Below are 24,506 nucleotides of genomic sequence, written 5' to 3'. Positions count from 1 at the left end.
ATTTTTTAACATTATCTATAAACACAAAAAAAACGCATAAAGAGAGTATTTCACTTTATGCGTCTGTCTTTTTATTTTTAAGAAATAACAGATGTCGTTAATCTAGAAATACATACTTGACGATCTTTGTCATCAAATATTTCTATTGACCAAACTTGGTGTGAGCGTCCTAAATGAATAGGCTTACACACACCTCTTACTTTACCTTCTCTCGCTGAACGAATGTGATTTGCATTGATTTCTAACCCGACAATCTTTTGTTCACCTTCAGTACAAAGATAACCCGCAACAGAACCTAATGTTTCAGCTAAAACAACAGAAGCACCGCCATGCAAAAGCCCTAAAGGTTGTTTAGTACGGTGATCAACAGGCATTGTTCCTTCAAGATAATCATCACCAAGACATGTTAACTCAATGCCCAAATGGCTCATCATATTGTTTTGTCCAATATGATTAAGATACTCAATTGTCGTTTCACGTTTCCATATCATGGCATAATCTCCAAAAGTGCCTGTAGTGGGTGTTTTAGCTCAATATTATCAATACGTTTCACTTGACTACGACAAGAGTAACCTGTGCTTAAACAACGCATTGTTGGTAATGTTTTTAATGCATTTCCCCATGAGAGTTGATAAATGCCCAACGAGTTTTCATAATTATTTAGTTCATGTCCATAAGTACCTGCCATTCCACAACATCCCGTGCTCACAAATTCGAGTTGCTGCCCATAACGTTGGAAAATAGCCTGCCACTGTTTCATACTTTGTGGTAGCGCCGTCACTTCTGTACAGTGCCCGAAAAGATACCATTTTTCAGCATCATCACGAACTGCTATTGGCTCAGATACCAATTTACTTAGCCATTCATGAACAAGTTGAACATTAAAATCCCCACGCTTATCACCCAGTATTTCACGATATTCATCGCGATAACAAAGCACTAATGCAGGATCAACCCCTACCATAGGAATACCTAATTGTGCGACACGATTAAGCATGGTTGAGGTTTTTTGTGCCGTTTTACTAAATTGCTGTAAAAAACCTTTAATATGTTGCGCTTTTCCATTAGGTGAAAATGGCAGTAAAACAGGTTTAAATCCAATTTTTTCAATCAGTTTGATAAAATCGGCAACCACTTTTGCATCGTAATAACTGGTAAAGGGATCTTGTACCACCAGCACATGATGGCTTCGTTGCTTTTCAGATAAACGCTCTAAGTCTTCCAGCGTCATATCTAACGCTTTGTGCCCAGCCAATTGCTGTCTTAATGTAGGCGATGACAGCAAAGGTAAATCGACCATTCCTATCGTGTGTTTACTTAATGACTGCACCAATGGCTGTTTCATAAAAAAGTTAAAAAATCCGGGAGCCTTCGCCATAATCGGCGTTGTTAATTCAACATTCGCGACAATATGATCTTTTAGCGGACGTAAATAACGTTGGTGATAAAGTTCAGTAAACTTAGAACGAAACGATGGCACATCAATTTTAATCGGACATTGTGTTGAACAGGCTTTACAAGCCAAGCAACCGTTCATAGCCGCTTTCACTTCATGAGAAAAGTCATATTCGCCACGTTTGGCTTTCCATGTATTACGTGTTTTCTCAATCAAACCTCTTAAACTTGGTTTATTATTTTCAAAGCTAGATTCAAGTTGTTTTGGGCTAACGCCTTGCTCTGTCAATAAGCGTAGCCACTCTCTTACAAGTGCAGCTCGTCCTTTAGGTGAATGAATGCGTTGCCCGCTAATTTTCATTGAAGGACACATTGGGCTTTTGGCATCAAAGTTAAAGCAAAGTCCATTACCATTACAATCCAGTGCACCTTTGAAATCTTGACGCACAGATAAAGGGATTGTGCGATCAAAAGTACCTCGTTTGATGGTATCGACTTGCTTCATAGGTTCATCGACCTCTAATGGAGGGCATATCTTCCCAGGATTCAGTCTATTTCGAGGATCGAATACCGTTTTGATTTGACGCAGTTCATGATAGAGCGTTTCACCGAAAAATTCGGGGCTGTATTGCGCTCTAAAGCCTTTTCCATGTTCACCCCAGAGTAACCCACCATATTTGGCTGTTAACGTGACAATGTCGTCTGAGATAGATTTCATCAATAGTTCTTGTTGTGGATCGCACATATCAAGAGCTGGTCTTACGTGCAATACCCCTGCATCAACATGTCCAAACATGCCATAATTGAGCTGATGACTGTCCAGTAACGCTCTAAATTCGGTAATATAATCAGCAAGATGTTCTGGTGGCACACAGGTATCTTCTACGAAAGGAATTGGCTTTGCTTGCCCTTTTGCATTACCTAATAAACCAACGGCTTTTTTACGCATAGCATAAATGCGATTAATATCCGCCAAATCTTCACAGACTTGATAACCGATAACACCGCCTTGGCCCTCTTTCATTAATGAATCTAAGCGTTGGCATAATGATGCGACTTGTGATCCGATAAGGTTTTCATCATCGCCAGCAAATTCAACAATATTAAGCCCTTGCATATCTTTATCAGGAATATCAGTGATCAACTCTTTTACAGAGTGCCACACGATATCTTCACGGGCGAGATTTAATACTTTTGAATCAACCGTTTCAACAGAAAGTGCTTTCGCTTTAACTAAAAAAGGGGCATTGCGTAATGCTGAATCAAACGAATCGTATTTTACATTGACTAAACTGCGCTGTTTGGGAATTGGCGTGATATCCAGTGTCGCTTCAGTAATAAAAGCTAGCGTTCCTTCAGAGCCTGTTAAAATTCTCGTTAAATCAAATCGTTTCATGTCATCACTAAAGACATGACGCAAATCATACCCTGTTAAAAAGCGATTTAACTTAGGGAATTTTTCAAGAATAAGTTTTCGTTGCTCTTTGCAACGAGATAAGACGGTACGGTAAACATTGCCGATTGCGGAACTTTCTTGGGCAATATTTTCAGCTAGTGCCGTATCCATAGCTCGTGTTTCAAGCAGTTCACCACCTAACAAAACTGCCCTAACACCAAGAACGTGATCAGAGGTTTTACCATAAACCATTGAACCTTGTCCTGAGGCATCAGTGTTAATCATTCCACCTAATGTAGCGCGATTACTGGTAGATAGTTCTGGCGCGAAAAAAAAGCCATAAGGTTTTAAAAAGAGATTTAACTCATCTTTTATCACCCCTGCTTCCACTTTTACCCAACGCTCTTGCGGGTTTATCTCAATAATACGCTTCATATAGCGAGATAAATCAACCACAATACCATCCGTTAACGCTTGCCCATTAGTGCCTGTACCGCCCCCTCTAGGAGTCAGAGAGAGTGAATGAAATCGAGGTTCATCAACTAAGCGAGCAATAATAGTTACATCAGCGGTTGAGCGAGGAAAAACAACAGCCTGTGGTAATAACTGGTAAATACTATTATCTGTTGCCATAGTGAGTCTGTCAGCGTAACTGCTGGAGATATCACCGGTGAAACCGTTTTTTTGAAGAGTATCAAGAAATTCTGTTGTGAGTTCACTGACTTGCGGTGCTTGCGATATACGTGGGATCATTTGTTATAGCTCTTTAATCTAATAGTCCACATTGCTTAATTTTAGATGTTGAAATGTATGCTAAGAGGTACTTTGCCTCATTTTGTACTTTCAGACCGATACCTGTTCACCTTATCATACAATTCTGGCAAATTGCGTAGTGATATAAACAACGTGATATTTGCAATGTTTATTCATCTGCTTCTAGCATTTTTATTCGTGTAGGGATTTAAAACCATGGAAAAACCGCAGATCCATACAGATATACCCAAAGTTTTATTCACTGTTCTTTTTATTTCTTTTTTTATTATCGCCAGTTTTTGGATCCTAAATCCCTTTATTGTGGGTTTTATTTGGGCTGGAATGATTGTTGTTGCAACGTGGCCTTTACTTCTTATTATTGAAAAACGGGTAAAATACCGTTGGCTATCAACCATGATAATGATGATTTTGATATTACTGATCTTCGTTATCCCTATTATCTTATTAATTAGTAGTGTCATTGATAATAGTGCGCCTTTAATAGAATTAGCAAAATCACCTTCAAGTGTTCAGCCTCCTCAACTATTATGGCTTAACGATATCCCAATGATAGGGAGTAAGCTTTATGATACATGGCACTCTATCCTTGTCTCTGGTGGTAATGCGTTAATCTCAAAAATCCAGCCTTACGTCGGGCAAGCTGCAAATTGGTTTTTTGCTCAAGCCTTGAATATTGGTCGATTTGCCCTACATTTGGGTGTGATGTTGTTATTTTCCGGCTTACTATTTTTACAAGGCGAAAATGTCGTATCTTGGTTACGTCATTTTGCCATTCGTTTAGCCGGCCAGCGTGGTGATGCTGCAATCTTACTTGCATCCATGTCTATTCGCGCTGTCGCATTAGGGGTGGTTTTAACCGCCTTAATTCAAGCGATTGTTGGTGGTATCGGTCTCGCTGTGTCTGGCGTACCTTATGCGACTGTATTAACCGTCATTATGTTTATTTGCTGCCTTGCTCAAATAGGCCCTTTATTAGTATTGATACCTTCCATTTTATGGCTATTTTGGACAGGTGATACCACTTGGGGCATTGTTATGGTGATTTGGGGTGGCGCCGTTGCGACAATGGATGGTGTATTACGGCCTTATTTAATCAAAATGGGAGCTGATTTGCCTATGGTATTAATTCTTACGGGTGTTATTGGTGGGATTTTAACATTAGGTATGATTGGATTATTTATTGGCCCTGTTGTTCTCGCTGTTGCACATAGTTTATTAAATGCATGGATTAATGAAGTACCAAAACCTAATCCTGATTTAACTGAGACAGTAGAATTTATGAATAAAAACTTTATCGAAAAAGAATAAATAATAATAGAGCATGTAAGTGTAGCTACTTACATGCTCTAAAAATAACAGAGTAAAGTTTAATAAAGATTATCAATTTAGGAATAAACCATTATATTTTTATATTAAAACTTACAATTTGAAACAAATTACATTTTTTTAAACCCGTTTGTTACCAGCAAGTTATATTCACTTTCAAATAAGCTTATATTCTTTTTATTGAGATAATTCTTAGAGCATAATTAACGCATTTCTCTTAATATAAATATCAACGAAACAAATGTTTCATCGAATTAATAATTTTGCCTTTCATATTAATAGATTAATTGGCGAGATTAAAGAATATAAAATATTGCTGTGTGTAGTCTTTGCCTGTCAGCCCATGATAGGCTTTTTTTTTGCCTATTATTTAATAATTGTATAAAAAAAGCTCACATTATATTGTGAGCTTTTTATTTATAGCGATGATATTAATTCTATTGTGCTAATTTTACCCAAGTTTTAATTACAGTATCTGGGTTTAAAGATAAACTATCAATTCCCTCTTCCATTAGCCATTGTGCAAAATCTTCATGATCAGAAGGTCCTTGACCACAAATACCCACATATTTTCCATTACGTTTAGCAGCTTGGATTGCCATTGATAATAATGCTTTCACTGCATCATTGCGTTCATCAAACAGTGCAGAGACCACACCTGAATCTCGGTCAAGACCTAATGTTAATTGGGTCATATCGTTAGAGCCAATAGAGAAACCATCAAAGTGTTCTAAGAATTTATCTGCTAATAAGGCATTTGATGGAATTTCACACATCATAATGACTTTTAAGCCGTTCTCACCACGTTTCAAGCCATTTGCCGCTAATTCATCAATAACTTCTTCAGCTTGGCGTACAGTACGAACAAATGGGATCATGACTTCAACATTCTCTAAGCCCATATCATTACGAACACGTTTTACCGCTTCACACTCAAGCGAGAAACAGCGACGGAAATCGTCAGAAACATAACGGCCCGCACCACGGAATCCTAACATTGGGTTCTCTTCATCTGGCTCATAACGATCGCCACCCACTAAGTTGGCATATTCATTAGATTTAAAGTCAGATAAACGAACGATAACGCGTTTAGGCCAGAATGCCGCCGCTAATGTTGCAATCCCTTCTGTTAATTTACTGATGTAATACTCAACTGGAGATTCATAGCCTGCCATCATTTCATTGATTTCAGCTTTCAGTGCTTCAGTTTGGTCGTCATACTCTAGTAATGCGCGAGGATGCACACCAATCATACGGTTAATAATAAATTCTAAACGCGCAAGACCGACACCATCATTTGGTAAGCCTGCAAAATCAAATGCACGATCAGGATTACCGACGTTCATCATGATTTTGAGCCCTAATTCAGGCATATTATCGATTGCGGAGCTCTGAATAGAAAAATCCAGTTTGCCATCGTAAACAAACCCGGTGTCACCTTCAGCACAAGAAACAGTTACAACTTGTCCTTCAGCAATACATTCTGTTGCATCACCACAACCCACAACCGCAGGAATACCTAATTCACGAGCAATGATTGCAGCGTGACATGTTCTACCACCGCGATTAGTTACAATCGCAGAAGCTTTCTTCATGATAGGTTCCCAATCTGGGTCTGTCATGTCAGTAACCAGCACATCACCCGCTTCAATCCTATCCATCTCACTTAAGTTATGGATAACTTTGACAGCCCCCGTACCAATACGATGACCAATAGCACGGCCTTCAATAATAACAGAGCCACTTTCATTTAATTGATAGCGTTCCATTACTTGTTGGTTAGAACGAACTGTTTCTGGACGAGCCTGAACTATGTATAAACGACCATTATGTCCATCTTTAGCCCATTCGATATCCATTGGACGACCATAGTGACGTTCGATCAATACAGCTTGTTTAGCCAGCTCTTGAACTTCATTATCAGTCAAAGAGAAACGATTGCGCAGTGACTCTGGCGTATCTTCGATACGGACTTGTTTACCATGTTCAACGCTGTCTGCGTAAACCATTTGGATCTTTTTAGAGCCAAGATTACGACGAACAATAGAAGGTAGGCCTTTTGCTAAAGTTGGCTTGTGTACATAAAACTCATCTGGGTTAACAGCACCCTGTACAACCATTTCACCTAAACCATAAGCTGATGTAATAAACACAACTTGATCAAAGCCAGATTCAGTATCGATGGTAAACATCACACCTGAAGAAGCGAGATCAGAACGCACCATACGTTGAACGCCGGCAGATAATGCAACACCACGGTGATCATAACCTTGGTGAACACGATAAGAGATTGCGCGATCGTTAAATAACGAGGCAAATACGTGTTTGATTGCAACGAGTATGGCATCAATACCTTGAACGTTTAAAAACGTCTCTTGTTGACCGGCAAAAGAAGCATCAGGCATATCTTCTGCAGTCGCAGATGAACGAACGGCAAATGAAGCTTCAGATTCACCTTCACTTAATGTGAGATAAGCATCGCGAATGTCTTTTTCAAACTGAGGCGTAAAAGGTGTATCAATTACCCACTGGCGAATTTGATTACCTGCTTGAGCCAGTTGATTAACATCATCAACATCAACGCTATCAAGTAATTCATAAATACGCTGATTGATACCGCTCTGTTCCAGAAAATCATTAAACGCTTGCGCTGTGGTAGCAAACCCATTAGGAACAGAAACACCCAATTCCGCTAGGTTTGTGATCATTTCACCGAGGGAAGCATTTTTCCCACCAACACGATCAACGTCATTCATACCTAATTGGTTATACCAAAGCACATTGCACGGGGTGAGGCTATTGCTGGACATTGAGAACAATCCTTTTTTAAACAATTATGAGAGAGAGAAAAAAAAGAAAAACCCGCTGTCAAAACGACAACGTAAATAAGCGTATCACAATGTGATGCTGAATATAGAAAGGTGAATCGATCAACCAGAAAACTTTATTTTTTTATCCTTTATAATCACTAAAAATGCTTTAGATAATATTGTTTGATTTGCTAATTCAGCTAAAAAAAGGTGAGCGTTATGATATTAAGCTTGAATTCTATTAATTGTGATAATAATGAACCCATTGATAGAACAGTCTTTTTTATCTCTGATGGTACAGCAATTACGGCAGAAGTATTAGGTCATGCGGTACTTTCTCAATTTCCATTAAAAATGAAAAGTTATACATTACCTTTTGTTTCTACTGTGGAAAGAGCTGAAGAAATAAAACAGAAAATCTCTGAAATTTATAAAAAGAGTGGTGCTAAGCCTCTTGTTTTTTATTCTATTATCAGCCCAGAAGTTAAACAGATAATAAATAGTAGTGAAGGTTTTTGTCAGGATATTGTGCAATCTCTCGTAATACCACTTGAAAAAGAAGTAGGGATCCATGCATCGCCAAAATTAAACAAAACCCACGGATTAACTGAAAAAAACCTTAGCAAATATGATGCTCGTATTGCTGCAATCGAATACACCCTTTCCCATGATGATGGCATATCATTACGGAATCTCGACCAAGCTCAAGTGATCTTAATTGGTGTTTCTCGTTGTGGAAAAACGCCCACCAGCCTCTATTTAGCGATGCAATTTGGTATTCAAGCCGCTAACTATCCATTTACTGCAGATGATATGGATTTCTTAAAACTACCTGCGGAACTAAAAGAATATCAACATAAATTATTTGGCTTAACCATTGCACCAGAACGTCTTGCTGCTATCCGTGGTGAACGTCGTGAAAATAGCCGTTATGCATCAATTCGCCAATGTAGAATCGAATTAGCTGAAGTGGAAGCCCTTTTTAGAAAAAATAATATTCCTTATCTCAACACCACAAATTATTCTGTTGAAGAAATTTCAACCAAGGTAATTGATTCCATGGGATTAGCGAGAAGAATGTTTTAACTCTTTCTGGCGACTTTTTTATTCGTTTTTCTCTGTGAACGCTGTTGAAATTAGCTGAATTTCGTTTATTGTGATCTTAATCACTGGGTAGACTTACCCTGTATATTTATTGAGATGAATTATGTTAAAGACAGACGAACTACGGACTAAGGTGCTAGACAGTCTGGTAACACCAGAAACCTTAGCAAAAGAGTTCCCCATTTCTGATGAGATAACCCAAAATATCACATCAGCACGTAAACGAATTGAAGCGATCCTTACCGGCGAAGACAAACGACTATTAGTGATTGTAGGACCTTGCTCTATTCATGATCCTAAAGCCGCCAAAGAGTACGCAACTAAACTTAATCAGCTAAAAGAGCGTTATCATGAGCGCTTAGAAATCGTCATGAGAACCTACTTTGAAAAGCCACGTACGGTTATTGGCTGGAAAGGCTTAATCTCTGACCCTTACCTTGATAACTCTTGCAATGTCAACGAAGGTATTCGCCTTGCGAGAAAGCTATTAATTGAAATAAATACGTTAGGTTTGCCCACTGCAACTGAATTTCTCGATATGGTTACAGGCCAATATATTGCAGATTTAATTAGCTGGGGCGCCATTGGTGCAAGAACAACAGAAAGCCAAGTTCATCGTGAAATGGCTTCTGCACTCTCTTGCCCTGTGGGATTCAAAAATGGTACCGATGGTAATACCCGTATTGCCATTGATGCTATTCGCGCTTCTCGTGTAGGTCATACTTTCTTATCCCCTGATAAAAATGGCCGTATGACGATTTACCAAACCAGTGGTAATCCTTATGGACATATTATTATGCGTGGAGGTAAAAAGCCGAATTATCACGCAAGCGATATCGCTGACGCGGTGGATGCACTAAAACAAGTGGATTTACCAGAATATCTTATTATCGATTTTAGTCATGGCAACTGTGAAAAAATTCATCGTCGCCAATTAGAAGTAGCCAGAAATGTTGGTCAGCAAATTAAAGATGGCTCACAAGCGATCGTAGGTGTGATGGCTGAAAGCTTTTTACAAGAAGGCTCACAAAAAGTCGTACAAAATAAACCGCTTAATTATGGGCAATCTATCACTGATCCTTGTTTAAGTTGGAATGACACAGAACAGCTTCTTGAGTTATTAGCACAAGCCGTTGAGAGTCGATTTTAATAAACTTATCTATTCAGGGGTAATCTTTACCCCTTTTATCTTGTCTTCTACTTTCATCCAAACTCCCCCTTTTATTGACATTATATTTTGAGAAAAATATAAGTCTCTTTTATTCCATTGTTTTAATTTTCATCGTATAGCGTTTAGTTATTCACAATATGGCTTAAATTTACCTGTTTAAGTTAAAAAAAGCTTGTCTAAACACTTTTGTTAACGATAATGATTATCATAATGATAACGCTTATTACTCTTGATATGTTATGAATAAAAAAGCTAATAATTTGGATAGTTCTTTAATTAAACAGAATTCTCATTCTTCGATAATTCAATCAATCAATAGCATTGAGTTATTGGGTAAAGATGGCGTGGTTTACATTCAACACAACGGAGAGTTGTATCAACTGCGTCAAACAAAGGCGGGAAAATTAATCCTGACTAAATAATCATTTTTGATAATAACTTGCAAGCCACCTACCCCCTCAGCTAGGCAGCCAGCTAAATAACTCCATATACAAGGACTTTTTATGGACATTTATGGTATGTGTATGCTGAAAAAACATTTCAAATATTCAGGTATAGCGACAGCTCTTTGCTTGTTGTACCCCCCTATTGCCTCTGCACAATCAGACAATACAGAGATGGACTCTCTCACGGTTGTCGGTCATTCCATTGATAAAACAACTCACGACTTTCATTCCATTCTTGATAGTTCGATACCTCAAGCACAAACTGCATCAACCACTGGTGAAATGCTAAATAAAGTGGCTGGCGCAACCCTATCAGGAACAGGTGTTACGAATGGCGCGAACATCCTTATGCGTGGCTATGATCAAAAAGGCGTTAAGATCTTAGTCGATGGAATCGAGCAACCTTTAGAAAATACGATCAATAATTTAGGTGGTATTTTTCTCGATCCTTCATTAGTTAAACGTATTGATATAAAACATGGTTCATCCCCTGTGTTACACGGTAATGGGGCAATGGGCGGTGTTGTTTCATTTCAAACGCTTGAGCCTCGTAACTTATTAAAAATAGATGAGAAACTCAGTGCCAAATTATTTACCTCGCTTTCATCTGCTGATAGGCACTTCACTTATGGAGGGATTATTGCGGGACGATACGATATTGCTGAAGGTTTATTTGCTTACAGCCAGCGTCAACGAGGCCCTATTCACTTAGCTAATGGCAAAAAACTCGAAAACCACGAACATATTAATAATTTTTTTGCTAAAGCCTATCTCTATCCAACAGAAAATCAGACATTCATTTTTTCAGCACGACACTATGAGAATAAAGGTACTCAGAGAGAAGTTTTGCATCGCATAGGTGGGTTTGGTAAGAATGAAAGTAACCAAGTAGAACGCAAATCTGAACAGAAAAATTATTCTGTTACTTATCATTATGAGCCTGAAACACAAAGTTGGGTTAATTTAACCAGTCATTTGTATTACTCACAATTCAATATTAATCAAATATTTTTAACCGATACTTCCCTTTCTGATTATCAACGTAGAAAAAATCAACAAGGGAAAATAGGTAGAAATGAAGATCGGACACAATTAACTTATGGGCTAAAAATTGAGAATAGCTCTCAATTTTCCTATTTAGATAAATTAAATCAAAAAATCATTCTAGGATCAGAAACTTATCAACAAAAAATGGTTTCTAACCAAGCAGCAAAGAATTTCCCTCTCGCAAAAATGGTTTATGTTGCTGGTTGGGTGGAAAGTCAACTATCAACACCACATTTACCTTTAGCATTAACAACCGGTTTGCGTTATCACTATTATAAAAATAAACCTCAAAGTGAGCTAAATTCGCTTTTAGCGGATTTTAAACAACATAAACCCGATTTTCATCAAACAAGTGAAAGCGATATTAGTAAAAATATTGCTCTAACCTTTACACCAACACAATGGCTACAACTCTATACCTCATATTCAACCAATATGAGAGTGCCAACGCTAAATGAAATGTTTAACGACTCTCTTCATTTTGAAATACCCGCTATTTTTGGTCGTACTGCAAAAGGATTTTGGATCCCAAACCCTAATCTTAGTCCTGAAAAAAATCGTACTTGGGAATATGGTGGAAAACTGACTTTTCCACACTTATTAGCATCTAATGATGAATTTTCTCTGAATGCGGCTTATTTTGATACGAAAACGATAGACTATATTACGTATGATATTTGGGATGCTAATGTATTAACGAAAAAACTTCACCTGCAAGCTATTAATATTCCACAAGCACTTATCGACGGTATTGATCTCGGCTTACGCTATTCACATCCATTAATTTCTATTGGGTTAGGTTATAACCGTACTCGAACCCTTGAATTAACTACACATGAAACCATTTCGCCTGTTCGCCCTGAAATACTCACAACCTTTATTCAACTTCCTATTGCTAAAACTTCCTTCTCATTAGGGTGGTCAGGAAAATTTGCTAGTGCAACTGAAAATAAAGGCACACATAAAGGAAGAGCACCTCACGTAAAAGGCAAAACAACAAATCGAATGCAAGAGCTTATTGCTCAATATCCGGGCTATGGCATTCACGATTTCTCAATCAGTTATCAATCTCAAAACAATAAAGATATTCAAGCTGCATTGGTACTCGCTAATGCCTTTAATCGAGAATATTTCTCGGCATTAGGTGTGCCACAAGAAGGCAGAAATATCAAAATATCCGTCAGTTATCGCTGGTAGATAAGGAGCAATGATTTACATAACAAAGGGCTGTTTAACAGCCCATTAAATAACGGAGATCCATCTGCATGTCTCAGTCATCTTTATTGATTAAATTTAGTTTGCTGGCTGTTGCTGTCTCTTCTGCTTGTGTGTCTGCACAAGAGAAAACACAAACTAATGAGGGAAGAAAATCAGAGGTACTTACTGTTTATGCGACAGGTAGTGAACGCGATAGCTTTACATTGCCCATGATGTCAACGGTTATAAAAAATAATAATGCGTTATCAGAAACCGCAGGAAGTGCTTCTGAATTACTTCGTCATGTACCCGGAATTTCTATTTCGGGTGCAGGTCGTACTAATGGTGAAACCATCAGTATGCGTGGATACAGTAAAAATGGAATACTGACACTTGTAGATGGCGTGCGCCAAGGAACAGACACCGGTCATATCGACAGTATTTTTGTCGATCCTTTACTTATAAAACAAGTTGAAGTTATCCGTGGCCCTTCTGCTCTTTTATATGGTAGTGGAGCTCTTGGCGGTGTTATTGCTTACGATACTGTTGATGCAAGCGATCTACTTTCAAAAAATGAACAAGGTGGCGTACGTATTACTGGTCTTGGTAATACTGCTCAACATAGCCAAGGTTTAGGTGTTACTGCTTTTGGTAGACACGATAACCTTGATGGACTTGTTACATTATCAGCTCGCGATAAAGGCGATACCCGCTATGGTGGCGGTTATCGTGCTCAAAATGACGAAACCATTATTAATCTTCTTTCTAAAGGGCGCTGGTTAATTGATGATAGCAACACGTTAAGTGGACAATTCCGCTATTATCATAACAATACAAATCAACCCAAAAACCCTCAAGTTCCCTCAAATCCTACACTTGCCAATGTAGAAACTGATCGCACCACAACACAAAAAGATGTTCAGCTAACCTATCAATTTGATCCTTCAGATTCACAATGGATTAATTTGAAAACACAGGCTTACTACAGTGAAGTTGATATCAATGCCAAAACGATACAAAAAGGTTTTGAAGGTCGAGAACAAAAAACCTATGGCGTAAAACTCGAAAACCGCTCACAAGTAGGTACATACAGCGTTGCATCACATGAATTGACTTATGGCGGCGAAGTTTATAAACAAAAACAATCACCAAGTCAAAATGCAGAAAGCTTCCCACAAGCCGATATCCGCTTTATGTCAGGTTGGGTACAAGATGAAGTCACTCTACGTGATTTACCTGTCTCCTTAATTTTAGGAACGCGTTTTGACAAATATAAAAGCCAAAACAATCGTTATGATGATATTACTGCGGATAAATGGTCATCAAAAGGAGCAATCAGTATTACACCGACTGATTGGTCGATGCTTTATACCTCTTACTCACAGGCGTTTAGAGCGCCAACTTTAGGGGAGATGTATAACGATGCAAAACATTTTGATGCACCTTTCCCCGGTGCGCCAACAAACTATTGGCGTCCAAATCCTAATTTAAAGCCTGAAACCAATTCAACAACTGAATACGGATTCGGTTTTCAATTCGACGACTTATTATCTAATAATGATAATCTGAAAATTAAAGCAGCCCATTTCAATACTCGTGCAAAAGATTATATTGATGCAGATGTTGCTATTTTTCAGGGATATACACAATCAACAAATATTTCAAGGGCAACTATTTGGGGATGGGATGTTTCTATGAGCTACCAATCAAAATTCTTTAATTGGGATTTAGCCTACAACCATACCAAAGGAAAAGATAATGCGACTAATGCCTCAATTACCTCAATTGAGCCAGATACATTAACCAGTCGCTTTGATGTTCCTGTACCAAATACTGATTTTTCTGTGGGTTGGGTCGGTCAATTTACCAAAAAAACGGATTTTACCAACCATGACCGTTTTAATCGCCCAACTAATCGCCAACAAGCGGGTTATGGTGTTAATGATTTTTACCTTCGTTATGAAGGTGATGCCTCATTAAAGGGGCTAACAACCTCATTTGTACTGAGTAACGCATTTGATAAAACATATTATTCTTCTGCAGGTATTCCTCAAGAAGGCCGAAATGCAAAAGTACTTGTGAGTTATCAATGGTAATTAACAATAAAATCAACGATAGATACAATAGGAGTTTCTGTGAATAAACCTCTTTATGAGAGCTACCTGCAAGCAAAAGCGGATAAAAAAGCACCTTACGCCCGTGATCTGGCAGCATACTTAAATGTAAGTGAAGCCGAATTAACATATGCACGCGTAGGACATGATGCAAAACGCTTACGTAACGATGTACAAGAATTATTAAAAGCCTTAAGTAAAGTGGGTGAAGTCAAAGCCATTACTCGTAATGATATTGCTGTTCATGAACATCTTGGTGAATACACAAATGCCCGCTTTAACGATCACGCAGGTTTAATTTTAAACCCGCGTGCAATGGATTTACGCTTTTTCTTCGCTTACTGGTCAAGCATTTTTGCATTTACCGAAGAGACATCAAAAGGGACGCGTTATAGTATTCAGTTCTTTGATATGCATGGTGATGCATTACATAAAGTCTATGCGACAGATAACACGAATATGGATGAATGGGATGCACTTATTCAATCATTCTTATTGGAAGAAAACCCGGCTCTCGATATCACACCTGTTGAGCCATACTCAAACACACCTGTTAGTAATGAATTAGCAGAACAACTTGAACAACAATGGCGTTCAATGACTGATGTTCACCAATTCTTCAAATTACTAAAAGAAAATAACTTAAGTCGTCAACAAGCATTCAAAGCTGTTCCTGACGATCTTGCTTATCAAGTCGATAACAACGCCCTGAAAACCTTGTTAGAACTCGCCAAAGAAGCACAAAACGAGATCATGATATTTGTCGGTAGTCGTGGCTGTGTACAAATTTTCACAGGCCAAATTGACCGTCTAGTCCCTCATCAATTTGAAAATAGCGAACAAGTTTGGATCAATGTTTTCAATCCGGCTTTTACTCTTCATTTAATTGAAAGTGAAATTGCAGAAAGTTGGGTAACACGCAAACCAACTCAAGATGGATTTGTTACTAGCCTTGAGATCTTTGATAGCAAGGGGCAGCAAATTGCTCAACTCTATGGACAACGTACTGAAGGCACTGCGGAGCAACTACAATGGCGTGAACAAGTGAATACTCTCACTAAAATCGCCTAATCGGAGAATGATTTAATGAAAAAATGGCTTCTTTTGATCCTGTGTAGCGTAATGTCGTTCATCACTTCAGCTAATGAACGTATCGTTACTATTGGTGGTGATATTACAGAAATTGTTTTCGCATTGGGTGCCGGCGAACAAATTATTGCAAGAGACAGCACCAGCTTAGTTCCTGAACAAGTGAAAACACTTCCTGATGTAGGTTATATGCGAATGCTAAATCCTGAAGGGATCTTATCTGTCAAACCAACATTGATCATTACCAGTGAATTAGCTCGCCCTTCTTTGGCATTACGCCGTATTAAAGAAGCCGGAGTCGCTGTAAAAACCATTACAGGTACACATTCATTAGAAGCCATTAATGAAAAAATAGACACTATTGCGACTGTTTTAAATAAAGAACAAGAAGGCAATCAACTAAAAGAGAAACTCGCCCTCTCTATCAAGCAAATTTCAACCACTCCTATCGATAAGAAAATCATTTATATCATGAGTCATGGTGGTGTTATTCCAATGGCAGCGGGTCAAGATACTGCCGCAGATACCATTATTTCACTGGTTGGTGGTAAAAATGCTATGCAAGGATTTACAAGCTATCGCCCACTTTCTCAAGAAGGTGTTATTGCAAGCCAACCTGATATTTTGCTTGTAACCAAAGAAGGTATTAAAGGCATTGGTGGAATTGAGAAACTATGGGAATTACCCGGCATAAAATACACACCTGCAGGTAAAAATAAGCATTATGTTGTTGTTGATGACATGGGATTATTAGGCTTTACCCTTTCAACACCAGAAGTCATGCATCAAATTCGTCAAGCGTTGGAGCAATAATGTCTCGTTTTCGTTCACCGTGGATGAGTATTTTAGTTTTATTCTTTTTACTCACCACTGTTACATTAATTTCTGTGAATAGCGGAGCATTAGCCCTTTCGTTTCATACATTATGGAATAGTTCTTTTGATGATATGGAATGGCAAATTTGGCTAGATATCCGTTTACCTCGCGTATTATTAGCCATTCTTGTTGGAGGCGCTTTAGCAATATCCGGTGCGATAATGCAAGGGTTATTTAGAAATTCGTTAGCTGATCCCGGTTTATTGGGTATTAGTAGCGGTGCAGCACTGATGGTTGCCATCGTTATTATTCTACCCTTCTCTTTTTCACCAGCCTTTGCATTCTATAGCCATATTGTCGCCGCCTTTGTTGGCGGTTTAATTGTAGCTATGATTATCTTCTCATTACATCAATTGAGTGATGGTAATTTAGCGCGCTTATTGCTTGCAGGTATTGCTATCAATGCGCTTTGCATGTCCTTTATTGGTGTATTAAGTTACATTAGCACTGACCAACAGTTACGCCAATTCTCACTTTGGATGATGGGTTCATTAAGCCAGATTGATTGGAAAACCTTATCTATTGCTACCCTTGTGATCATTCCTGTCAGTATTTTGGCATGCTGGCAAAGCCATAAATTAAATCTATTACAACTTGGTGATGAAGAGGCACATTACTTAGGGCTAAATGTAAGAAGAACCAAGTTTATTTTGTTGCTTCTTAGCGCCATCCTAATTGGTTGTGCTGTTGCACTGAGTGGTGTTATTGGATTTATTGGACTTGTGGTTCCACACCTTATTCGCATGCGTATTGGTAGTAATCATGTATGGTTATTACCTGCCACCATTTTGGGTGGTGCAACACTGTTACTCGCCGCTGACACATTATCACGAACACTAGTATCTCCAGCTGAAATCCCTGTTGGACTCATTACAGGATTAATTGGTGGCCCTTATTTCCTTTGGCTTATCTTACGACAACCCGCAGGAAGAATGTCATGATTGAAAATCAAAACACGCCATTGCTCTATGGAAATAACTTAACTTATCAAATTGGCAACAAGATCATTATTGATGATGTGTCACTTTCACTTAATGCTGGGGAATTGGTTACCATTATTGGTCCCAATGGGGCAGGAAAATCATCGCTATTGCGCTTATTAACAGGCTATACAACACCAACGCAAGGTCAGTGTTATTTTAAACAAAAAACCTACTCACAATGGAATAGCCAACGATTAGCGCAAAACCGCGCCGTTATGCGACAAAACAGTCAGCTTTCATTTTCATTTTCAGTAGAAGAAGTGGTTGCTATGGGAAGAACGCCTCATGGACAACAACATAAGAAAATTGCAATTGAGACTGCTCTGCTCCAAACGGACTGTTTAAAATTTAAGGATAGAGACTATCGCCAATTATCAGGCGGTGAGCAACAGCGAGTACAGCTTGCTAGAGTTCTAGCGCAATTATGGCACCCTATGCCACAAGAAGCTGTCTTATTCCTGGATGAACCTACCTCCGCACTTGATCTTTATCACCAGCAACATAGCTTACGTTTATTAAAACAATTAGTAAAAACACAAAATCTTATGGTGTGTTGTGTTTTACATGATCTTAATTTGGCGTCTCTTTATGCTGATAGAATTTTATTACTGCATCAAGGAAAGTTAGTTTGTGAAGGTACACCATACGGTGTACTCACAACAGAGAATATTCAAAAATGGTATGGTGCAGATGTGAGTGTTAATACTCATCCAGAACATTTTTACCCTCAAGTCTTTCTACGTCCTTAAAAGAATGTTAACCGCGGTTATTTTTACTAAGTCACCTCTTAGCTTTATTTTTTAAGGGGTGACTTAGTTATTTTATTCTCAATAAACTGATCAATTGAAAATAAAATAGTGAAGGTACACCACGCAAATTGATTAATAAATCTTATTTTACTTTTTCAACATTTAGTCAAATAAATTGACTTTAAAATACACTTTAATCAATGATTAGCTTTTATTTCGCACAAAAAACATAACAAAGCTAAAAATAAAAGGTATAACAGAACTATTAGGTTAAAAAATAAATCAATAAATTCAACAAAGTAAAAGTCATACAAATTAACATCTTTGATCATAAAGATTCAGCAAACTGAACCTTACTTGAGCTATATAAGCCACACCTATCGTTGTGATAATGATTATCAATCACGAAAAGCACTTTTTGCCTACCTGTTATTTTCCCCATGCTTAAAATAGATTATAAATAACATACGTTACTATTCTATTTACTTGGGCACTGTGTCCCCACCATTTTTGTGGGAGGTTTTATGGCTGAAAATGTCGTTAATGATATTCTGAAATGGTTAGAAACCCAGTTACAACGTAACGAAGGTATAAAAATCGATACGATTGCAAATAAAAGCGGCTATTCGAAGTGGCACTTGCAACGCATTTTTAAAGATTTTAAAGGTTGTACATTAGGCGAATATGTTCGTAAACGTCGCTTATTAGAAGCGGCTAAATCATTACAAGAAAAAGATATGTCTATTTTAGATATCGCTTTAATGTATGGCTTTAGCTCTCAAGCAACATTTACACGTATCTTTAAAAAGCATTTCAATACTACGCCCGCTAAATTTAGAGAAAATGGCAAAATGCCAGACACTCATTGCTTTATGTCATGTGAAAATCACTAATCAATTTCACATCATATTATTCTTCATGAAAAAACCAGCTCTTTTAGCTGGTTTTTGTTTTTTATTATTTTCTAACATTGATAAAAATCACGCTATCGCTGCAACAAGCCATTCTTGAAGCTCATTAAGCTCTATTTTATTATTAGGATAACGCACAATGAGTTGCTCAATAAGCCCTTTTAGAGACTCAGGTGTATAACGTTCCCCTACCAACATCTCAGATAGTGCTTCTAATGGTGCGGGATCTAAACTGTCTGTATATATTTGGCTTCTGATAACATTACCACGCTCAATATCAAAATGCAGCTCAACCCCCCCCCATTTAAAACGGTTATCTAAAAGATGTGAAAATGCAGGAGCTTGCCCAAAATTCCATTCCCAACTACTTTGCTTAGCAAACGTTTCTTCAAAACCAGGTAAATCAGGTAATTTTTGTGGAGATATAATCTCTGCTTCTACTTGCTCACCATAGTATTCAAAAAAGCTTTCAGTGATAGTTTCACAAAGTTTTTCGTGGGTAATATCCGGTTTAAGCTCAACTAAATTAGCCACTCGGGAGCGTACAGAAGTGATCCCTTTAGCTTGAAGCTTTTTCGGATCTGGATTGAGGTAATTAGCTAATCTAGACAAATTAGCATTTATTAATAATGTACCATGATGAAAACCACGATCTTTTGTCTCTTTATAAGCTGAGCCTGAAACTTTTCTTTCACCATCATCTTGAGGAACCACTAAATCATTACGTCCTGATGCCGTAGCATTAATGCCCGCTTTTAATAATCCATCAAGAATAATTTGAGTTGAAATCGTTTTATTATACTCAGGCTTTCCTGCCATAAAGGTAAAACAGGTATTACCAAGATCATGGAAAACGGCACCACCACCACTTGAGCGACGAGCTAATTTCACACCATCTTCATCCATTTTGCGGGTATTACACTCTTTCCATGGATTCTGTGCTCGACCAATAACTACCGTATTATCGTTACGCCAAAGGAAAAGCACTCGTTGATCAGCGGGCATTTGTCTAAAAATACACTCTTCAACAGCAAGGTTAAACCAAGGATCATAAGACTCGGAAATTAACAGACGCAATTTGCCTGACATAAGGAATACCTATATGAAGAAAATAAGGTATAAGATACCATAACTCTCAATATATTAGGCTGTTAAATGGCACGAAACTACAATCGGCGGGCTTGCCAGAATGTTTTTTTCCAATAGACGTTATCAAGGGACGAACGAGTTACCCCTTTGCTAGTTGATGCGTGAATAAACGTATTATCAGTATCATAAATACCAACATGGAGCCCATTCTCACCGCCCCCCGTTTTGAAGAAAACCAAATCACCCGGCATTAAATCACTTTTGCTGATTTGTGTACCATATTTGGTTTGATCAATAGTCATTCGTGGAAGTTTTATATCAAAACGATCACTGTAAGTTTTATACACAAAGCCTGAGCAATCAATACCAGAAGGAGTCATTCCACCATAGCTATATGGCGTGCCATACCATTGCTCAAGTTGCGACTTTAATTGCACTATCACCATGATAGGATCGGAAAGTTGTGTTTTTAAGGGAGGAGCTGGTGGAATACGCTTCGACGGGCTAGATGAACACCCAGCCAGCAGAATAATACAGAGTAAGAAAGGATAGAAAACGGACTTTCTCATTACATCCACCATTATTGTTCCCATAGATTTTAAAATCTATCTGCTTTTTTAAGCAAAAACAAGTTATTGAAGATGAATGAGTGATGATTAATAGAATAAATCGCACAATTAACAACAAGGATCAGAAAATAAATTTTATAATCATTAATTTAATGTGATTGTGCCTCTTTCGTTTTTTGACTTATCAACCACACTCCAATCATAATAAATGCTACACCCGCTGTTTTTGTCCATGATGGTGTTTCTTGAAACCACGGTAATATCACTGCAAGAATATAAACAAACACATAACTCAAACTGATCAGCGGATAGGCTTTATTTAAAGGAATGGTACGTAAAGTGAATAGCCAGCAAACCATAGAAAGGACATAACCGACAAGACCAACAAACACGATAGCAATTGGCGCTATATTCGCCCATAACCATGTAATATCAAACCACTGTTTTTCTAGCTGTAGTTCTGGTAGTTCAGACATGCCAAACTTTAACAACAATTGAGCTGCTGTTACTAACAGTGCGCTTCCAATTGCCCATAAATAGCCTTTCATGCTTGTATACTCATCAATACAATGCCGACCATAATTGATGCGATGCCAATCCAATGTTTCACATTAACAGGCTCTTTATAAACAAACTGGCCAATTAATGTCACTACAATAAAATTAATGCTTAACATAGGATAAGCAATACTTAGTGGGAGAATTTGTAATAGTCGTAACCAAAAAAGCATCCCCAAGCCAAGCATTACAATGGCAACAAAAAGCCAGAAAATCGTTTTTCTGGCTTTTGTTAATGAATCACTTTGCCAGCTAACCACCGCTTGTTTTTGACACACCTGTCCTATGCAGGTCAAAAAGCTCACGATTAGCAATAAAACAAATGACATTAATTACGCTTCTCATAAGTTAAAATAGCAACTCGATGGTTTGTCACCAGTTCTTCGGGTCTTGGCAATTGTGCTAATTTCTTAGGATCTTTAAACGTAATAACAACTGAAACACGACCTTCTTTTCTTGCATCTTCTAACCACTGAGCAAAATTATCAGGTTTAATTAATTTATACTGAGAATCTGGATATTCTTCAACACCATAAGTTAATTCGCCCGTTCTTTCATAAAGATAAATATCGCTACGTTGTAATTCCCATGCTAACCCCGCACCAATACCTACACTATTACTCACAATGTATTTACTTGTGTTTAATGTCTCTATATTTTGGCGAATAAATTCTTGAGGTAATTTGCCATCTACGCTGCTATTCGGTATTGCTTGGCCAATACATAAGCTTACGCCTAGCGAACAAGACGCAGCCCATAACCAGTGTTTTCCATTAAGCGTAGAGCAAAGATAACCAATAATGCCCCATAATGAGAATGCCACTATAGCTAATACCCATTTAGACCATTCATATGGCATATAAATGGGTTTTGAGGAGACCAGCTGGATAACTAAAATAGCGATAACAACAGCAACACCAATAAAGATATTAATATAGCCGTTAATACGTAACGCTTTCATTCTAAATTTACGGGCACAATCTACGCCATATTTCGCCATTAGCATTGCTAGTGGAGCCATAAATGGCAGCATATAAGTCGGTAGCTTACCTTTCGCAACACTAAAAAATAAGAACGGAACGACAAACCAGCATAACAAGAAGAATAATTCAGGACGTTTACGTCTTTTCTTCCAAGCCCCCATTAATGCGCCCGGAAGTAATCCAAGCCAAGGGATCACACCTAATAAAACAACTGGGATATAGTACCAAAATGGAGCACTATGCTGAGCATCTTCACCCGAAAAACGCTGAATATGTTCAACCCAAAAGAAGTAATGCCAATAATCAGGCTCTGCTTTTGCAACAGCTAGTGCCCACGGCAAACTAATTAGTGCTGCACTAAATACAGCAAGTAAGCCATAGAGCAACATTTGCGTAAATTGTTTTTGATACAGTGTGATAGGTATCATGACAATAACTGGTATAGCTAACGCTAAAAATCCTTTGGTCATAAAGGCCATACCACAAGCAAGCCCTAATGTTATCCACGCTAATATCCTTGTTTTGACTGTGGTGGCTTTAAGCGCCCAAAAACAGCAAACCATACTCGCGGTAACCCAAAGTGCCAACATAGGATCTAATACACTATAAGTACCTACGCTAAACACTAAGAACATGGATAAATAGATTAAACTAGAAACAAAAGCGACTTGGCGGTTACGCCACATCATTCTTGCCAATAAATAGACAAGTAATGTGCTTAAGAGAATAGAAATAACAGAGCCAAAACGCACAGCAAAGTTGGTGTGACCAAAAATTAATTGGCTAACATTATTAATCCAATAACCTGCTACTGGCTTCTCAAAATAGCGAATATCGAGCATATGAGGAACAATCCAGTTCCCGCTCACCACCATTTCACGGCTAATTTCCGCATAACGGGTTTCATCTGGTTGCCATAATAACCGGCTGTTCAATGGAAATAAGTAGGTAAGAACAAAAAAAAGAGCCAAGAGGATGGCCCCGATTTTACTCGCCCGGTTATTCAACATAGTTTCGTTAGACCTCTTGTTGGCACCCTAACCAGCCTTCTCGACCTGGAAAGTCAGATCGAACAACTTTACCCATCGGAAGCGTTTCTTTATCTTGTGGTAATAAATCGCTTAACGGACAGAATTCGATGCCTTCATTTGCAATCATTGCCAGTAACTGCTCAAATTGAGCGGCTTTTGACATTCCTTCAACTTCGGTGTGGATAGTATAAACAGGTATTCCACTGTCTTTTTTGATTTCATCAATAATAAATTGATTAAAATCTTCATCCTTTACCTTTGTACCGACCACTTCATCATAAGTTGGTAATGTTACTGGAATTTGCACCGTACCGATAGAACCATTTTCTAAAATAGGCCTAAAAGGATGCGTTCCTCGACAATCGCTATTGTAATCGAATTGAAAAGTTTCTTTAACTGTTAATACGCGTTCATCTGCTCGCCATCCAGCAACTGCCGAACATTTTACAGGGTTTTCAAGTGCTTTTTCCAGTGCTTCAACACCTAAACGAACTTGTTGCATTAATTCTTCTGTTGACCAGCGTCCGACTTTTGCCTGCCAACCTTGATGATCCCATGAATGCAAGCCAACTTCATGCCCCGCATCTTGGGTTTCTTTCATCAAATAACCTAAATTCTTAGCAATTCTTTTGCCCGGCCATGCTGTCCCAGCTAATAAAATATCTAAACCATATAGTGACGCAGCATTTGATCGCAACATTTTCCATAAAAATTTGGGCTTTAAAAGGCGCCATAAATGGCGCCCCATATTATCTGGCCCGACACTAAAGAAGAAGCTGGCATGAATGTTATGTCTGGCAAATACATCCAGCAGTTGTGGAATACCTTGTTTCGTTCCTTGATAAGTATCCACATCAACTCTCAAACCAACTTTCTTCATTATTTTTTC

20 protein-coding genes are annotated in these 24,506 nt (G+C 38.2%); 11 read left to right on the top strand and 9 right to left on the bottom strand.

Annotated features, from left to right (window positions below; all coding sequences use genetic code 11):
- Nucleotides 1-77 precede the first annotated feature (77 nt).
- Nucleotides 78-491, bottom strand: coding sequence for a 1,4-dihydroxy-2-naphthoyl-CoA hydrolase (gene menI, locus GTH25_RS07645; protein ID WP_075673219.1), 414 nt, complete (start codon nt 489-491; stop codon nt 78-80).
- Nucleotides 488-3,544: a D-2-hydroxyglutarate dehydrogenase YdiJ gene (ydiJ, locus tag GTH25_RS07640; protein ID WP_164530470.1), complete on the bottom strand. Its 3,057-nt coding sequence runs from the start codon at nt 3,542-3,544 to the stop codon at nt 488-490. Before ydiJ ends, menI begins: the two co-directional genes overlap by 4 nt.
- Before the next feature lie 216 nt (nt 3,545-3,760).
- On the opposite strand from ydiJ, the gene ydiK reads away from it, so the two are divergent.
- Nucleotides 3,761-4,873 carry an AI-2E family transporter YdiK gene (gene ydiK, locus GTH25_RS07635; RefSeq protein ID WP_075673217.1) on the top strand — a complete coding sequence of 371 codons (1,113 nt, stop codon included), beginning with the start codon at nt 3,761-3,763 and terminating at the stop codon, nt 4,871-4,873.
- A gap of 455 nt (nt 4,874-5,328) precedes the next feature.
- Here ydiK and ppsA read toward each other — a convergent pair whose 3' ends face one another.
- Entirely contained in the window at nt 5,329-7,701 is a 2,373-nt protein-coding gene (gene ppsA / locus GTH25_RS07630) for a phosphoenolpyruvate synthase (protein WP_075673216.1), read from the bottom strand.
- Nucleotides 7,702-7,920: 219 nt separating this feature from the next.
- Between ppsA and ppsR the strand changes: the two genes are divergently transcribed.
- From ppsR to GTH25_RS07580, 10 genes are all read left to right on the top strand, one after another.
- On the top strand, nt 7,921-8,787 hold the full coding sequence (gene ppsR / locus GTH25_RS07625; protein WP_075673215.1) for a posphoenolpyruvate synthetase regulatory kinase/phosphorylase PpsR: 867 nt from the start codon (nt 7,921-7,923) through the stop codon (nt 8,785-8,787).
- Between the two features lie 121 nt (nt 8,788-8,908).
- Nucleotides 8,909-9,955 (top strand): 3-deoxy-7-phosphoheptulonate synthase, encoded by a 1,047-nt coding sequence (locus GTH25_RS07620; protein ID WP_075673214.1) that lies wholly within the window; start codon nt 8,909-8,911, stop codon nt 9,953-9,955.
- Between the two features lie 260 nt (nt 9,956-10,215).
- Nucleotides 10,216-10,398, top strand: coding sequence for a hemin uptake protein HemP (hemP, locus tag GTH25_RS07615; RefSeq protein ID WP_075673213.1), 183 nt, complete (start codon nt 10,216-10,218; stop codon nt 10,396-10,398).
- A gap of 81 nt (nt 10,399-10,479) precedes the next feature.
- Nucleotides 10,480-12,666, top strand: coding sequence for a TonB-dependent receptor domain-containing protein (locus GTH25_RS07610; protein WP_075673212.1), 2,187 nt, complete (start codon nt 10,480-10,482; stop codon nt 12,664-12,666).
- Nucleotides 12,667-12,734: 68 nt separating this feature from the next.
- On the top strand, nt 12,735-14,762 hold the full coding sequence (locus GTH25_RS07605) for a TonB-dependent hemoglobin/transferrin/lactoferrin family receptor (RefSeq protein ID WP_099659667.1): 2,028 nt from the start codon (nt 12,735-12,737) through the stop codon (nt 14,760-14,762).
- A gap of 39 nt (nt 14,763-14,801) precedes the next feature.
- Nucleotides 14,802-15,851, top strand: coding sequence for a hemin-degrading factor (locus GTH25_RS07600; protein WP_109418935.1), 1,050 nt, complete (start codon nt 14,802-14,804; stop codon nt 15,849-15,851).
- Between the two features lie 15 nt (nt 15,852-15,866).
- Entirely contained in the window at nt 15,867-16,682 is an 816-nt protein-coding gene (locus GTH25_RS07595) for a heme/hemin ABC transporter substrate-binding protein (RefSeq protein WP_075673209.1), read from the top strand.
- Nucleotides 16,682-17,686, top strand: coding sequence for a FecCD family ABC transporter permease (locus GTH25_RS07590; RefSeq protein ID WP_075673208.1), 1,005 nt, complete (start codon nt 16,682-16,684; stop codon nt 17,684-17,686). The genes GTH25_RS07595 and GTH25_RS07590 overlap by 1 nt, the downstream gene beginning before the upstream one ends.
- The gene (locus GTH25_RS07585) at nt 17,683-18,477 is read left to right on the top strand and encodes a heme ABC transporter ATP-binding protein (protein ID WP_075673207.1); all 795 of its coding nucleotides are present in this window, start codon (nt 17,683-17,685) and stop codon (nt 18,475-18,477) included. The genes GTH25_RS07590 and GTH25_RS07585 overlap by 4 nt, the downstream gene beginning before the upstream one ends.
- Before the next feature lie 524 nt (nt 18,478-19,001).
- Entirely contained in the window at nt 19,002-19,370 is a 369-nt protein-coding gene (locus tag GTH25_RS07580; RefSeq protein ID WP_069369334.1) for a helix-turn-helix domain-containing protein, read from the top strand.
- A gap of 87 nt (nt 19,371-19,457) precedes the next feature.
- On the opposite strand, the gene GTH25_RS07575 is transcribed toward GTH25_RS07580, so the two are convergent.
- From GTH25_RS07575 to arnD, 6 genes are all read right to left on the bottom strand, one after another.
- Nucleotides 19,458-20,477 (bottom strand): lipoate--protein ligase, encoded by a 1,020-nt coding sequence (locus tag GTH25_RS07575; RefSeq protein WP_075673206.1) that lies wholly within the window; start codon nt 20,475-20,477, stop codon nt 19,458-19,460.
- 77 nt (nt 20,478-20,554) lie between these two features.
- Nucleotides 20,555-21,046, bottom strand: a complete 492-nt coding sequence (locus GTH25_RS07570; protein ID WP_036937364.1) for a C40 family peptidase — start codon at nt 21,044-21,046, stop codon at nt 20,555-20,557.
- Between the two features lie 149 nt (nt 21,047-21,195).
- Nucleotides 21,196-21,594: a 4-amino-4-deoxy-L-arabinose-phosphoundecaprenol flippase subunit ArnF gene (gene arnF, locus GTH25_RS07565; RefSeq protein WP_099659664.1), complete on the bottom strand. Its 399-nt coding sequence runs from the start codon at nt 21,592-21,594 to the stop codon at nt 21,196-21,198.
- The gene (arnE, locus tag GTH25_RS07560) at nt 21,591-21,932 is read right to left on the bottom strand and encodes a 4-amino-4-deoxy-L-arabinose-phosphoundecaprenol flippase subunit ArnE (RefSeq protein WP_075673204.1); all 342 of its coding nucleotides are present in this window, start codon (nt 21,930-21,932) and stop codon (nt 21,591-21,593) included. Before arnE ends, arnF begins: the two co-directional genes overlap by 4 nt.
- On the bottom strand, nt 21,932-23,596 hold the full coding sequence (gene arnT, locus GTH25_RS07555; RefSeq protein WP_075673203.1) for a lipid IV(A) 4-amino-4-deoxy-L-arabinosyltransferase: 1,665 nt from the start codon (nt 23,594-23,596) through the stop codon (nt 21,932-21,934). Before arnT ends, arnE begins: the two co-directional genes overlap by 1 nt.
- Nucleotides 23,597-23,603: 7 nt before the next feature.
- Complete coding sequence (gene arnD, locus GTH25_RS07550) at nt 23,604-24,497, bottom strand: 4-deoxy-4-formamido-L-arabinose-phosphoundecaprenol deformylase (RefSeq protein WP_109418938.1); 894 nt, start codon at nt 24,495-24,497, stop codon at nt 23,604-23,606.
- Between the last annotated feature and the right edge of the window lie 9 nt (nt 24,498-24,506).

Origin of the sequence: Proteus terrae subsp. cibarius (genome assembly GCF_011045835.1) — a bacterium.
GTDB classification, from domain to species: Bacteria; Pseudomonadota; Gammaproteobacteria; order Enterobacterales; family Enterobacteriaceae; genus Proteus; species Proteus cibarius.
Note: the sequence above shows the minus strand (reverse complement) of the source record. Positions and strands in the feature narration are given on the sequence as shown.

What these genes read in the sequence shown, in the direction of transcription:
- menI (WP_075673219.1), bottom strand. Translation starts at nt 491, where the DNA reads ATGATATGGAAACGTGAAACGACAATTGAGTATCTTAATCATATTGGA.
- ydiJ (WP_164530470.1), bottom strand. Translation starts at nt 3,544, where the DNA reads ATGATCCCACGTATATCGCAAGCACCGCAAGTCAGTGAACTCACAACA.
- ydiK (WP_075673217.1), top strand. Translation starts at nt 3,761, where the DNA reads ATGGAAAAACCGCAGATCCATACAGATATACCCAAAGTTTTATTCACT.
- ppsA (WP_075673216.1), bottom strand. Translation starts at nt 7,701, where the DNA reads ATGTCCAGCAATAGCCTCACCCCGTGCAATGTGCTTTGGTATAACCAA.
- ppsR (WP_075673215.1), top strand. Translation starts at nt 7,921, where the DNA reads ATGATATTAAGCTTGAATTCTATTAATTGTGATAATAATGAACCCATT.
- GTH25_RS07620 (WP_075673214.1), top strand. Translation starts at nt 8,909, where the DNA reads ATGTTAAAGACAGACGAACTACGGACTAAGGTGCTAGACAGTCTGGTA.
- hemP (WP_075673213.1), top strand. Translation starts at nt 10,216, where the DNA reads ATGAATAAAAAAGCTAATAATTTGGATAGTTCTTTAATTAAACAGAAT.
- GTH25_RS07610 (WP_075673212.1), top strand. Translation starts at nt 10,480, where the DNA reads ATGGACATTTATGGTATGTGTATGCTGAAAAAACATTTCAAATATTCA.
- GTH25_RS07605 (WP_099659667.1), top strand. Translation starts at nt 12,735, where the DNA reads ATGTCTCAGTCATCTTTATTGATTAAATTTAGTTTGCTGGCTGTTGCT.
- GTH25_RS07595 (WP_075673209.1), top strand. Translation starts at nt 15,867, where the DNA reads ATGAAAAAATGGCTTCTTTTGATCCTGTGTAGCGTAATGTCGTTCATC.
- GTH25_RS07590 (WP_075673208.1), top strand. Translation starts at nt 16,682, where the DNA reads ATGTCTCGTTTTCGTTCACCGTGGATGAGTATTTTAGTTTTATTCTTT.
- GTH25_RS07585 (WP_075673207.1), top strand. Translation starts at nt 17,683, where the DNA reads ATGATTGAAAATCAAAACACGCCATTGCTCTATGGAAATAACTTAACT.
- GTH25_RS07580 (WP_069369334.1), top strand. Translation starts at nt 19,002, where the DNA reads ATGGCTGAAAATGTCGTTAATGATATTCTGAAATGGTTAGAAACCCAG.
- GTH25_RS07575 (WP_075673206.1), bottom strand. Translation starts at nt 20,477, where the DNA reads ATGTCAGGCAAATTGCGTCTGTTAATTTCCGAGTCTTATGATCCTTGG.
- GTH25_RS07570 (WP_036937364.1), bottom strand. Translation starts at nt 21,046, where the DNA reads ATGAGAAAGTCCGTTTTCTATCCTTTCTTACTCTGTATTATTCTGCTG.
- arnF (WP_099659664.1), bottom strand. Translation starts at nt 21,594, where the DNA reads ATGAAAGGCTATTTATGGGCAATTGGAAGCGCACTGTTAGTAACAGCA.
- arnE (WP_075673204.1), bottom strand. Translation starts at nt 21,932, where the DNA reads ATGTCATTTGTTTTATTGCTAATCGTGAGCTTTTTGACCTGCATAGGA.
- arnT (WP_075673203.1), bottom strand. Translation starts at nt 23,596, where the DNA reads ATGTTGAATAACCGGGCGAGTAAAATCGGGGCCATCCTCTTGGCTCTT.
- arnD (WP_109418938.1), bottom strand. Translation starts at nt 24,497, where the DNA reads ATGAAGAAAGTTGGTTTGAGAGTTGATGTGGATACTTATCAAGGAACG.